Source organism: Nonlabens agnitus (assembly GCF_002994045.1).
GTDB classification, from domain to species: domain Bacteria; phylum Bacteroidota; class Bacteroidia; order Flavobacteriales; family Flavobacteriaceae; genus Nonlabens; species Nonlabens agnitus.
The window spans coordinates 261,125-274,031 of record NZ_MQUC01000003.1 but is presented as its reverse complement, the minus strand read 5'-3'; the positions used below and the strand labels follow the sequence as shown (position 1 = coordinate 274,031).

Sequence of the window (12,907 nt, the reverse complement as noted above, 5' to 3'; positions counted from 1 at the left end):
TCTAGGCTTTCTTTAATATGTTTAGTTCAATATTGAATACTTCATCTATTGCTTCCTTCTTTTCATCATTATCTACTTGATAATACGTATTTAAGGTTTTCATATCTAGGTGGCCAGTAATTTTACTTATAAGTTTATCACTTTTACCTTCCCTTTTCATCATCGTAATAAATGTACGGCGTGCAGTATGAGAACTAACCCTTTCCCAAAAACTCATTTCTTTCCTGGTGACGGTTTTACCGCTTACAGATACCTTTTCAACTTTTTGGGTAAACCCAGCATCGAGAAACACTGTTTTTATGTATTCATTATGGTTTTGATTTGCAACAAGTGGTAATTCGTAATCATATTTTTTAAGAATAAAACTCGCTATTTTTCCTAATGGAATTTCCCTCACCTTTTTTTCCGATCCTTTTTCTTCTTTTAAGTAAAGGGTATCTCCAGAGACACTACTTTTTGAAATGAATTTCAACTCTCCAAATCGACAACCTGTGACGCAAGAAAACACGAATACATCTCTTACACGTTCCAGAGATTTTGATTTACACTTAGCATTAAGTAAGTGTTCAATATCTTTTTTGGTAAGCGCTACCTGATTGGTTATTACTTGTTTTTTTCGCTTAAAGTTTTTAAACTCCTCGTTGTAAGTCAATCGATTTTTATACGCCCAAAGCATAAATGTTTTAAAGAGTCCTAAATTTCTAGAGAAGGTATTATTGATGTGACCTTTTTCTGTTAAGCAAAAATCAGTGAATTCTGATATAAAAGCAGAGTTGATACTTACGAAATTCAGCTTGAAATCTCGTTGCTCCTGGAAATTTAGCAGCAACGTTTTCATGTAACCATATCTTTTAATTGTAGATACCGACCAATCTTTATTTTTTGTTTTTTCTAAAACAAAACTGTCATAGGCATCCAGAAAATCATTATTACCTTTTACCGTTTTCTTGAACTTAAGATCTAGCGCATCCTTTAATACGCTAGAGATAAATTGAATTTGCATTAGCTTGGAAGCAGCTAACGATTCATGAAAACATTCTGAATAGCGACTAAGTTGAGTGCGAATAGATCGCACTCCTGCAGCTTTACTATTTATAATTGGAGACTTATTTTTCTGATCCCAGTCTTTAGGATTAATTACCTCACCAGTTGAGTAGACAAATTTCTTTTGCTCTTGCTTAAAGGAACAGGAAAATAAAATAAGTGTTTCTTTATCGGACCTCGGTTTTTTGAGATAAAAGGTATGTGTCATGGCGATTTTTGATTGGTTGACTAATTAGTTGACAAATATCGTTCTACTCCTTGACATTTCAAAGTGTCAAATTGTAGCAATTTTAGGGATTTTAGCCGTTTATCGACTGTTACAATTGAAAATTCGAAAAAATACTATCAAAAGATTCGATAACCTTCTTCTCCGCAAAAGAAACCCGCAACTATCGTTGCGGGTTTTTTGTTTTAGGTGATTTTAGTAACCAAGCTCAGCAGACTAATTTCACAATCATTGATCCATCATGACATTGATCTCATCACCAATCATAGAGGATTATTTGTGTTATCTTATCTATAAAAGCTATCTATTTGTAAGAATTCCAAAGTAATTTAGACAAAAAGAATGTTATGAGTAAAGAGAAACAACCCGGAATTATTAATCGTCCACCAGCTGATATGCACGATGACGGAGTGCATTTTAATCCTAAAAAACTAGCTGTAAAAAAGGACAAAAGAACCGAACTTCCTGAAAAAGAAAACGAATCCTAAACATTTCGCGCTCCGCCGAAATCTAGGTAAATATCAGATTAAGATTAAAAAAGGTCTTGAGCAAGATTTTTTGTAGGGTTGCTATAGGTACAATTCTAATCAAGATCACTGCCATTTAAAATTTAGAAGACATAATTCAAAGTGGCCAGTTTTGTTGATTTTTAGCACATTCCTTTTCTTGTCATATGCTATTGTTCAATACTAATGGAATACGACATGTATTGAATGTTTGGAAAATGCTCAGGAACGAGTTTGCTATTTAGAAAATTAGCTTCAAAAATTTGAATAACTTCTTCATCACTAGCCAGCGATACAAAAACAATTTGTTGGTAGCTTTAGGAATGTTGAGATTTTTTGAAGGAAAGCCAATGCATCTCTTTGATTTCCTTGAGCATTTCTGGAGTGGAGACTGTTTTTACTTCTACATGTTTTAAAATTTCTTGTACGGGTAAGAATGCTATGGGCGCAGGCTCATGTCCCATTTCTGTATACCATTGTTGTAATTGCTTTCCAGAAGCTAGATATACTAAAGTTCCTATTCCAGACCATCCATGAGCAGCGGCACACATGGGGCAATGTTCTCCAGTGGTATACATGGTTGATTCCTCGCGCTCTTGTTGAGACAAATTTTGTAGTGCCCATCTAGCCAATTCAATTTCTGGATGGAATAGCGCATTCACCTCATTGACCCTATTGCGCTCTGTAGCAATCACTTTCCCTTCAGCATTAACTAGGATGGAACCAAATGGTTCATCTCCAGCATCCAGCGATGCTCTGGCAAGTTCCAGGCACTGTTTCATATATCTTTCTTCTTTAGCTGTCATGGTGGCTGATTTTATCAGATTGGATTAGCACACGATTGGGTTATAGAAATATAGATGATGGCTCAAACATTCTTCCTTATCGATTTGCTAAAATTAAAGAGACGTACATCTCAACATAATACTATTCCAAAAACGAAACTGATACATAATTTAAAGTCTTATTTTATAGATGCTGCATTTCCATAAGTCAGTTCGATTAGAAAAACTGCAAACCAACCAATTTCCATTTTCTTTATAAACGCGATCATTCCACAGGTGTTAAAACGATACTACTGATTAAATCAACCATCAAATGGGATGTGATCTTAGGGATAAAATGAATATCTTCGAGTATCCCAATCCCCTATTTTATAAGAGCCACTACTTAATACGTAAATAGTATTTGCTATGCAAGAAATGACAGGGATCCACCCAACCGAAGAATTATTTTCTCATTTCTTCAATTTAACACAAGACTATTTGTGTATTGCGGGTTATGATGGCTATTTCAAAAAAGTAAATCCAGCATTTATTGAATTCATGGGCTATTCTGAAGAAGAATTAATGGCGTCTCCCATTCATACATTTATTTATGAAAAAGACCAGCACCGTACGGCCACAAGCAGAAAAGGCCTTACCAAAGGTTCTCCTCTTCTGCATTTTGATAATCGCTACACCACAAAATCTGGAGAAATCGTTTGGTTGACCTGGACTGCAATACCTAATGAAGACAATCAATTGGTATACGCCATTGCTAGAAACGTTAACCATATTAAAAAGAAGGAAGAAGAAAGAAATGCAGCCATTGCAAACTTGACCCAGCTTAATAAAGAGCTCAAGCGACTGTCCTTCACCGCGACCCACGATTTAAAATCACCCGTCAACAACTTGATCTCGCTATTTCACCTACTGGATACCAGCGAGATCAAAAATGAAGAAAATCTTTTATACATCAATCTTCTCAAAGAGTCGTCAGAAAACCTTCGGGACATTCTCAATAACTATGTAGATACCATCAAGAAAAAGAATACCTCACTACACCATAAGGAACAAGTGTGTATGAAACAGGTGTTACAAGCGACGCTAGACCCTATCAAATATCTCATCAAGAATACGGGTACCACGTTTCATATTGATTTGGATCAGGCTTCTACCATTAATTTCAACGCCTTCTGTTTGCATAGTATTTTCCTCAACTTGATTTCCAATTCCATCAAGTATGCGCGTCCTGGAGTACCGCCAGTCATTCAGATTACTTCTTCAAATAAAGAAGATTCCGTACAGGTGTCTGTAAGCGACAACGGTTCTGGTTTTGATATGGAAAAAGCCAGTGGTAAAATATTCCACCTCAACGAGACCTTTCACGACGCTACAGATAGCAAAGGCGTTGGGCTATACTTGGTTAATGACTACATGAAATCCTTTGACGGCGAGATCCAAGTGAACAGTACCGTAAACCAAGGTACCACATTCACACTCACCTTTCCTAACCAGTAGCTTTATTTGAAGCCATAAGACGCTTTGAATATCGCTTTCGCGAAAGCGAAATACATAAAACCTTGAGGCTGTGCTTCCCAGCTTAAGAAGGCTACACCATATTCCATCCTATTCGCAAGTCATAGCTTTTTGATAAATCAGCGATCCCTATACATCTGCTGGCCCATTTGTGATACTTTTGCCATCCCAAAAATTGGATTATGATTGCAGTAGATCAACTGGCGGTAGAATTTTCTGGAACCACACTTTTTAGTGGTGTGACCTTTAATGTCAATGAAAATGACAAAATCGCGCTCATGGGCAAGAATGGTGCGGGAAAATCAACGTTGATGAAGATCATCGCCGGCGTTTCAAAGCCTACTCGTGGCCACGTACGTGCGCCTAAAGATGCCGTGATCGCCTACCTACCGCAACACTTGTTGACTAATGATGACTGCACGGTGATGGAAGAGGCTTCTAAAGCCTTCAGCACCTTGCTGGACATGAAAAACAAGCTGGACCAGCTCAATAAAGAACTGGAAACCCGTACCGATTATGAAAGCGACGCCTACATGAATATTATCAATGAGGTATCAGATCTGGGAATGAAATACTATGCCATTGACGAGGTCAATATCGAGGCCGAAGTGGAAAAGGCCCTCAAGGGATTAGGCTTTACCGCTGCAGACTTTGATCGTCCCACCAGCGAGTTTAGCGGTGGCTGGCGCATGCGCATTGAACTGGCAAAAATCCTGTTGCAAAAACCCGACCTCATCCTACTCGATGAACCTACCAACCACGTCGATATAGAATCGGTATTATGGTTGGAAGATTTTTTAATCAATAAAGCCAAAGCCGTGATCGTGATCTCTCACGATCGTGCTTTTATCGATGCGATTACCAACCGTACCATAGAGGTAACCATGGGCCGCATCTATGATTATAAGGCCAATTACAGCCATTATTTGCAACTGCGGGAAGATCGCCGCGCCCACCAGATCAAGGCTTATGAGGAACAGCAAAAAATGATTGCAGACAACCGCCAGTTCATTGAGCGTTTTAAAGGTATGTACTCCAAAACCAACCAAGTGAGCTCTCGCGAGCGCATGCTGGAAAAGCTGGAGATCATTGAAATTGACGAGATCGACAACTCTTCACTGGCATTGCGATTCCCACCAGCACCACGATCTGGTGATTATCCCATTACCGTCAAGGATGTGAGCAAATCCTATGGTGACCATGTAGTTTTCAACAACGCCAGTTTTTCTATCGCTCGAGGCGAAAAAGTAGCACTTGTAGGCCGCAATGGAGAAGGAAAGTCCACGATGATCAAAGCCATTTTGGGAGACATTGATGTAGAAGGCACGTGCCAGTTGGGTCACAATGCACAAATCGGATATTTCGCTCAAAATCAAGCCGCACTACTCGATCCCAATCTAACGGTGTTTCAAACCGTCGACGAAGTTGCCAAAGGTGACATAAGAACACAAATCAAAAATATATTGGGACAATTCATGTTCTCTGGCGATGCCATCCAGAAAAAAGTAGGTTTGCTCTCTGGTGGTGAAAAAACCCGACTGGCTATGGTTAAACTATTGCTGGAACCGGTGAACGTCTTGATTCTGGATGAACCTACCAACCATCTGGACATCAAAAGCAAAGATGTTTTGAAGGAAGCACTTAAAAACTTTGACGGCACGCTCATTCTGGTTTCCCACGACCGTGATTTTCTACAAGGCCTGGCAAACAAGGTTTTTGAATTCAAGGAACAACGAGTTATTGAACATTTTGAGACGATTGATGCATTCTTGGAACGCAATAAGGTAGAAAGCATGCGCGAATTGGCCATGTAAGTTATCAGGTCTTTTGACAGCTAATTACTGCCTGACAACTTTTTTCCTTCAGCGATTGTTTGCATTGAATCCTGCTTTTTCACTCAAAAAAAGTCATTTGCTAGACGACTTGGAAAATATATTCATTTAGAACAATTACTAAGAATCGCCATCTAACTAGATATGGATGCCTTATTTACAAATACTTACAATTAAAAACAACGATTTTTATATTGTTGGACTCAATATTTAGCCGATTTAAAATGTAGGAAAATAGGCTTATTTGTTTAAACATTTGTTAACTAAATATAAGTTTTACTAACTTAGGAGCATTAGGTACGATAACTTGAATCAAATGCGGTACAGCTCCAGCCAAGAAATAAGCGTTTCAAAAAATTTAGATGATGCATTGCAAAAGCAATTAAGCAACATCATCAGTTTAGCGGTTTCCATTTGCAATGTACCAACCGTAATTCTATCCGTAAAAAGTAAAACTGGATTCATTTCTTTTTCTAGAGATGGTATGCTAGAAGTCAATGAGGCACTCTGCGTTTCTATTCACAAATTGCTATCCAAGACTTCAACTTCTGAGATCGTTCATGTTTCTGATATTTCAGAAAATGAATATTTACAAGATTGGTCGATATCTACCAATCGTCCAGCTTGGACATCTTTTTGGACCTGTCCAATCTTTTCCAATTCAAAGAAATTGATAGGCGCCTTATCCTTATTTGATGAACAACATAGAAGCTTTACTAGTGTCCAAAATGAGGCTATTCTCCATTTAAGCCATCAAGCAGCGATGGTGCTTGAAACTAATGATGCCTTGAGAAAATTGCAAAAGGAAAGCAAGTACAATGCAGAGGCGCTTGAGAATTTAGTGAAATGTACTGGTTCTGGCACCTGGCGCTACCACCTTCAAACTAAAAAGCTCACCATTAATGAAAAATGGTTTGAATTACTGGGGTATAATTCTACGGAATTAAAACCCATCAATTTTGATTCCTGGAAATCCATGATGCATCCTAAAGATGTGGAGCGTACGCTTAGTCAACTAGAGCATTTTAGTTCTGGTGATAACAAAGAATATGATGTAGAGTTTCGCATGCGCCACAAAAAGGGTACTTGGACGTGGATAAGGAGTACAGGACATGTTTCAAAATTTGATAAGGATGGAAAGCCGTTAATTATTTGGGGAACTCACAACGACATTGATGAGAAAAAGAGAGTGGAACTGGAGTTGCTTAAAGAAAAAGAGCGTTTTGAACTGGCTGCCAAGGCAACCTCAGACATCCTTTGGGATTGGGATGTGATTAATAACACCATCATTTTTGATGAGAGTTATGAAAAAGTATTTGGCTTTAAGCCATTGACTAAGGAGTCAGATCATTCCAAACAATGGCAGGAACGATTGCATCCTGCAGATAGGGAACATGTCATTCAAAGTCTGCAAAAGGCCTTGGAATCTGATGAAAGAAACTGGGAACACGCCTATCGTTTTAGAAAACAAGATGACACCTATGCTTATGTGGTAGATAAAGCCTACATAGAACGTAATAAAACGGGTATACCGCTCAGAGTCGTTGGGGCTTTTCAAGACATCACACTCAAGAAAGAATCTGAGCTACAGCTCAAGGTTTTTGAATCCATCATCAACAAAACTAAGGACTCCATTATCATCACAAGGGCAGAACCTATCGATGCACCACACGGCCCAGAAATCATTTACGTCAATGATGCCGTTGTTGAAAAAACGGGATATGCTAAGGAGGAATTGATAGGAAAAACACCTCGTATTTTTCAAGGCAGGAATACCGACCCAGCGACATTGAAATACATCTCAAAAAAGCTAAGGAAATGGGAAGTTATTGATGTAGATATCATTAATTACACAAAAGATAAAAAGGAATATTGGATCAACTTATCCATTGTACCTGTAGCTGGTGATGATGGACGTTATAAGTATTTGATTTCAGTACAAAAGGATATTACAGACCGTAAGATATATGAACGCTCCTTGAGAGAATTAAATGAAAAGCTTCAAAAAAATGCAGCGGAATTAGAGATTTCAAATTCAGAACTTGAACAATTTGCCTATGTGACTTCACACGATTTGCAAGAACCTTTGCGTATGGTGACCAGCTTTTTAACGCTGCTGGAACGTAAGTATGGAGATGGTATTGATGAAAAAGGCAAAACCTACATCCATTTTGCGGTCGACGGTGCAAAGCGTATGCGCCAGCTTATCCTGGATTTGTTGGAGTATTCCAGAGCTGGTAAAATCGATGAAGTTTATGAAGAGGTAGACCTCAACGTTCTCATAAAGGACGTCCTTAAATTGAGTGATCGCTTCATTAAGGAAAAGAATGCTGTGGTCACCTATGACACCTTGCCGGTGATACGTTCTTTCAACTCACCATTGCAACAAGTCTTTCTCAACCTTATTAACAACGCGCTTAAATACAGTTCTTTTGATAGAACACCTTCCATTCATATCAGCGCCCATGAGGACGATCGCAAAGTTTTGCTAACCATAGAAGATAATGGGATTGGGATCAAGGAGGAATATCTAGAAAAGATCTTTGTCATTTTCCAAAGACTGCATACAAAAGATGAATATACCGGTACCGGTATAGGACTCGCAATCACTAAAAAGTTAATGGAACACCTGGGCGGTAGAATATGGGCCGAGAGTAAGGAAGGAGCTGGAAGTAAATTCATGATTGAAATTATAAAGAAGTAACATGCAAAATGTAAACATCCTATTAGTAGAAGATAATGAAGGTGACATCCTGTTGACCACAGAGGCTCTGGAAGAAATCAAAGTGGCCAACAATCTTACGGTAGCTCGCACAGGAGAAGCCGCTATAGATTTATTGAAGGAACAGGCTGCAAGTCAAAACAAGCAGAAACCATTACCAGATCTTATCCTACTGGATGTCAACCTACCTAGGATCAATGGTCATGAAGTTCTCAAGTATATAAAAGAGCATGAAGATTTGAAACACATACCGGTCATCATGTTGACGACCTCATCATCTATGGATGATATTTCAAAATCCTATAGAAAACATGTAAACTGCTATATTGTCAAGCCTGTGGAATCTGAAGAATTTTTAAAAGCGGTGATCCAAATCGAAAACTTCTGGTTCAACATTGTTAAATTACCTTCAAAAACAGATTAGGGAATGCGTACCAAATTATCCAATTATAGAATTCTAATTGTTGAAGATAATAAGGGCGATTTACTCCTCATTCAAGAATATCTGGATGAATATTTTATAAGCTCCAATCTAGTTAGTGCCAAAACTTTTGCCGAAGCCAAAAATCTTTTACAGTCACCATCGAATGCTTTTGACATCATTCTATTGGATCTCTCGTTGCCAGATCTTGACGGCATGTCGTTGTTAGATCAAATGGTACCCTTATCAGGTGATGCGCCTATCGTTATTCTTACCGGGTATTCAAATGTCCCTTTTAGTTCGTTGACTTTAGGACAAGGAGCTTCTGATTATTTACTTAAAGATGAGTTGACACCATTTTCTCTTTATAAATCTGTAGTACATAATATTGAACGTAAAAAACATGTACAGGAAATTGAAAATTCTCGAGAAGAATACACTGATTTATTCGAATTGAGTCCGCAACCGTTGATTATTTATAATACCAACGACATGTCCATTATCAAAGTGAACGATGCCGCTTGCCACTTGTATGGATATACTATGGAAGAGTTTTCCCATTTAAATTTACTGGATATAAGACCAGCGTCTGAAGAGTCGTATCTAAGACAGGAATTCAAAAAGATCACGCAAACCGACATGAAGTCTCAAACCTATGTCGGAGTTTTCAAGCATCAAAAAAAGAACGGCGAGGTCTTCACGGTAGAAGCATATAGCAATCCTGCCTCACGGGTGAATGAAAATGTGCGTGTATCATTGATCAACGATGTGTCAGAAAAACTCAATTATATCAAAAAGATTGAAGATCAAAATGCCCGTTTAAAAGATATCGCCTGGATACAATCTCATATTGTTAGATCACCACTTTCCAGAATCATGGGATTAGTTAACTTACTATCTGATGAAGATTTGGAGCCAACAGAGCGCCGATTTATCTTGGAAAAGATTTCAGAATCCAGTCAGGAGCTGGATCACATCATTCATGACATTACAGAAAAAGCATCTCAATTAAAACGGGAAGAATCATGAAAGAGAGATTGCTTATCATAGACGACGATCCCATATTTTGCTACATACTGGACAAACTCATTAAAAAACAAGATGCGTATTCCACAGCAACATTCAATAGCGCTCTGGACGGGCTGGATCATCTTGGTAAAATGACTGGAGAACAAGAAGTTCTTATCTTTCTGGACATCAATATGCCAGAAATGAACGGATGGCAATTTCTAGAAGCATTAAAAAATGTATCGTACAATATCCCTATCCGTGTCGCGATTGTAACCTCATCCATAGATCCCGAAGATCAAAAAAGATCTTCTACCTATGACATGGTCAGCACCTTATTGACAAAACCAGTAGCAGCCAACGAGTTGCAAAACATCTTAAAATCAACAGAATTATCGAATTCTTCCAATTAATCTATAAAAGGGAATGTTTTATAAGATTTTACCTTAACAGCCATCGATCCATAAGGTAAATTGACTTACCCATGACTGCTAGATAGGTAAAATGATTTAAAAGAGTACGCTTCCCTGCCTGTCCGGCAGGCAGGCGCGAAAGCGAACACCGCAAAACACTTTTAGTAATACAATCTAAAATCCAACAATTTACAAAGCTGGTAATGTTTGTAGAACATACGCTCCACAACTTCTTTGAGATCGTCATTTTCATAGAACAGGCTAAAAAACACCCGATCTATCGTGAAGGCGCTGGTCATTTTTTCTGAAGGATGCCCATAGCCAGAAATCGCACGGGCACCGGTAACATCCAGAAAATACTGCGACTCTTCATCAGTCAGGTCCAGGATCTTTTTGTTTGCAAAATGAATCACCTTACCGTTCATCTTGCCTTCAAAAAGTTCGGCTATTTCTTCAATGCTATAGTAGTATCCATTGATCAAAAGGTTATTGGCCTCGCCAGGCAATACTAGATATATGATCTCATAACCCTTAAAGTTATGATCGTCATAAAGCAGATAACTCAAGCTTTCTTCCAGTCCTTCAATGGTATCGCAGGCCTTGTAGATACTGGTAATGTTTTGGTGTAGTGCGATGTCCTCTAGAATGGTAAGCACCTCAGTCGTCTCTTCATTCTCAATATCGGCCACAACTTCAAGACAATAAATAAAATTCTCGACGTCGGTGATAGGTACTTCCAGTTCGCTCATCAGGTTCCTGCTCTTACTAATTCACCTGCAATATTAAAGGCCAAATTTCAATCAGGCTGTTTATAGGAGGTATTTAACCTAAGTTTCTAATACCGTCCCGTGCCGCCAGCACTGCTTCTTTTGACTGTTGAAACTGTAACAAATGCGGGAATGAAACATCTTATAACCGTACCTCTGGTATTATAACATAACCAACCATCCCATGAAGCATTTTATTAAATCTTATTTTTTTTTAGCGCTACTCCTATTGCCTTTTTCACAAACCCAGGCACAAGACTGTGACTGTGCGGACTCCTTTCAAATTACCATGGATACCTACGAGAAAAATTATTCACTATTTCAATACAAAGTCACTGATGAGAATAGAGACCTATACACGGCCCACTCAGACATCATGTTGGATAGAGCAAAACAAGCTAAGGATTTAACGGAGTGTATCACTATACTTGAAAAATGGCTGGAGTTCTTTAGGGATGGTCATACCTATATCATTCGTTCAGAGGACAAATCTGTTGAGACCTACAACGAGAATATTCCAATCACGATGGAAGAATTCAAATCCAACTATGCTAAATCTGCTTCTAATGATAATCCCATACTAGGTATTTGGAAAAACGCAGGCTACGAGGTCGCTATTATTCCAAACCCAAAAAACAATTCTAGAGAACGGGATTATATAGGTGTCATACTAGAAAGTGCAAATCCCAACTGGAAGAAAGGCGATGTGAAATTTGAATTGATGAATATTTTTGGAACCAATTATGACATCAATTACTTGATGGGTGATCATACCATAAAGCAGATCACTGGAGAACAAACAGACCGTGGCGTCTTTGAAATAAAAACACTTAGCAATTGGACAAAACTTTGGCCAGAAGTAGAAAATGTAAAAAAGCCTAGTGAGACCGAACGTAAGTTCGATCAATTCCACCTCTCCTACGTGGATAACATACCGTATCTGAGACTCCCTGATTTCTATTCGGTAGATCCTGAATATGTAGACAGTATCATGCAAGCTAATCATGATAGGATCATTACTTCAGAAATGATGATTGTTGACGTTAGAGATAATTCTGGGGGCAGTGATGCGACCTATTTTCCCGTATTACCTTATGTACTGGACGGTCCTGTTGAAATGCCTTCCAATGGCTTTTGGCTCAGTGATGATAATACAGAATATCTTATCAATGCAATGGCCGCTAGCAAGGGCTATTCACTAGAAGAATACAAGCAAAAGGACAAGCAGGAATACGAGTCTTTTATAAACAATAAAGGGAAGGCTTACTTTAAAGGTGAAGGAACATGGACATTTGCAGCAGACACCATTTATAAAGGGCCCAGAAAGGTCATCATTCTTACCGATGAAGGTGTGGGCAGTTCTGGTGAGACTTTTGTTTACCGGGCTAATCAGAGTGATCGCGTAGTAGTTTATGGACAAAATACTGCCGGAGTGGTCGATGGGTTCAACGGCTTTCCCCTAGACCTGGGATGCTTTACTGCCGTCTTCCCTACCTCGTACAGAGCTCCAGATATCGCTACCAATCCTATCGATCCTTACGGTATCGCACCAGATGTTTATGTGGACAAAGAAGAGGATGTACTTTCCTATGCGATCGAGCACATGAAGCAACTTATTAAAAATGAAGGGAAAAAGTAATTGTCCTTAAATTGCTACTCAACAATCAT

At 38.7% G+C, this 12,907-nt stretch carries 11 protein-coding genes; 8 read left to right on the top strand and 3 right to left on the bottom strand.

The genetic code is table 11. From position 1 onward, the window contains the following. Position 1 precedes the first annotated feature (1 nt). Positions 2–1,252, bottom strand: a complete 1,251-nt coding sequence (locus tag BST86_RS01430) for a tyrosine-type recombinase/integrase (RefSeq protein ID WP_105981702.1) — start codon at positions 1,250–1,252, stop codon at positions 2–4. A gap of 365 nt (positions 1,253–1,617) precedes the next feature. Here BST86_RS01430 and BST86_RS14840 point away from each other — a divergent pair, with 365 nt between their 5' ends. After that, positions 1,618–1,758 (top strand): hypothetical protein, encoded by a 141-nt coding sequence (locus BST86_RS14840; RefSeq protein ID WP_172443291.1) that lies wholly within the window; start codon positions 1,618–1,620, stop codon positions 1,756–1,758. Positions 1,759–2,093: 335 nt separating this feature from the next. Here the strand turns inward: BST86_RS14840 and BST86_RS01425 are convergent, their stop codons facing one another. Next, positions 2,094–2,582: a nucleoside deaminase gene (locus tag BST86_RS01425; RefSeq protein WP_105981701.1), complete on the bottom strand. Its 489-nt coding sequence runs from the start codon at positions 2,580–2,582 to the stop codon at positions 2,094–2,096. 387 nt (positions 2,583–2,969) lie between these two features. Between BST86_RS01425 and BST86_RS01420 the strand changes: the two genes are divergently transcribed. The 6 genes from BST86_RS01420 (at position 2,970) to BST86_RS01395 (ending at position 10,472) form a co-directional block, all read left to right on the top strand. Then, positions 2,970–4,058 (top strand): PAS domain-containing sensor histidine kinase, encoded by a 1,089-nt coding sequence (locus BST86_RS01420; protein ID WP_105981700.1) that lies wholly within the window; start codon positions 2,970–2,972, stop codon positions 4,056–4,058. A gap of 200 nt (positions 4,059–4,258) precedes the next feature. Then, positions 4,259–5,890, top strand: coding sequence for an ABC-F family ATP-binding cassette domain-containing protein (locus BST86_RS01415; protein ID WP_105981699.1), 1,632 nt, complete (start codon positions 4,259–4,261; stop codon positions 5,888–5,890). A 334-nt stretch (positions 5,891–6,224) separates the two neighbouring features. Beyond that, a complete protein-coding gene (locus BST86_RS01410; protein WP_105981698.1) occupies positions 6,225–8,612 on the top strand; it encodes a PAS domain-containing protein in 2,388 nt (795 codons plus the stop codon). 1 nt (position 8,613) lies between these two features. Then, a complete protein-coding gene (locus BST86_RS01405; protein WP_105981697.1) occupies positions 8,614–9,054 on the top strand; it encodes a response regulator in 441 nt (146 codons plus the stop codon). Positions 9,055–9,057: 3 nt separating this feature from the next. After that, entirely contained in the window at positions 9,058–10,080 is a 1,023-nt protein-coding gene (locus tag BST86_RS01400) for a response regulator (RefSeq protein ID WP_105981696.1), read from the top strand. Further along, a complete protein-coding gene (locus BST86_RS01395; protein WP_105981695.1) occupies positions 10,077–10,472 on the top strand; it encodes a response regulator in 396 nt (131 codons plus the stop codon). Before BST86_RS01400 ends, BST86_RS01395 begins: the two co-directional genes overlap by 4 nt. A 161-nt stretch (positions 10,473–10,633) precedes the next feature. On the opposite strand, the gene BST86_RS01390 is transcribed toward BST86_RS01395, so the two are convergent. Further along, on the bottom strand, positions 10,634–11,221 hold the full coding sequence (locus BST86_RS01390) for a DUF6642 family protein (protein WP_105981694.1): 588 nt from the start codon (positions 11,219–11,221) through the stop codon (positions 10,634–10,636). Between the two features lie 202 nt (positions 11,222–11,423). Here BST86_RS01390 and BST86_RS01385 point away from each other — a divergent pair, with 202 nt between their 5' ends. After that, positions 11,424–12,878 (top strand): S41 family peptidase, encoded by a 1,455-nt coding sequence (locus tag BST86_RS01385; RefSeq protein ID WP_105981693.1) that lies wholly within the window; start codon positions 11,424–11,426, stop codon positions 12,876–12,878. Positions 12,879–12,907 lie beyond the last annotated feature (29 nt).

Bases quoted from the DNA above. Each gene is read 5' to 3' on its own strand.
- BST86_RS01430 (WP_105981702.1), bottom strand. From the start codon at position 1,252: ATGACACATACCTTTTATCTCAAAAAACCGAGGTCCGATAAAGAAACA.
- BST86_RS14840 (WP_172443291.1), top strand. From the start codon at position 1,618: ATGAGTAAAGAGAAACAACCCGGAATTATTAATCGTCCACCAGCTGAT.
- BST86_RS01425 (WP_105981701.1), bottom strand. From the start codon at position 2,582: ATGACAGCTAAAGAAGAAAGATATATGAAACAGTGCCTGGAACTTGCC.
- BST86_RS01420 (WP_105981700.1), top strand. From the start codon at position 2,970: ATGCAAGAAATGACAGGGATCCACCCAACCGAAGAATTATTTTCTCAT.
- BST86_RS01415 (WP_105981699.1), top strand. From the start codon at position 4,259: ATGATTGCAGTAGATCAACTGGCGGTAGAATTTTCTGGAACCACACTT.
- BST86_RS01410 (WP_105981698.1), top strand. From the start codon at position 6,225: ATGCGGTACAGCTCCAGCCAAGAAATAAGCGTTTCAAAAAATTTAGAT.
- BST86_RS01405 (WP_105981697.1), top strand. From the start codon at position 8,614: ATGCAAAATGTAAACATCCTATTAGTAGAAGATAATGAAGGTGACATC.
- BST86_RS01400 (WP_105981696.1), top strand. From the start codon at position 9,058: ATGCGTACCAAATTATCCAATTATAGAATTCTAATTGTTGAAGATAAT.
- BST86_RS01395 (WP_105981695.1), top strand. From the start codon at position 10,077: ATGAAAGAGAGATTGCTTATCATAGACGACGATCCCATATTTTGCTAC.
- BST86_RS01390 (WP_105981694.1), bottom strand. From the start codon at position 11,221: ATGAGCGAACTGGAAGTACCTATCACCGACGTCGAGAATTTTATTTAT.
- BST86_RS01385 (WP_105981693.1), top strand. From the start codon at position 11,424: ATGAAGCATTTTATTAAATCTTATTTTTTTTTAGCGCTACTCCTATTG.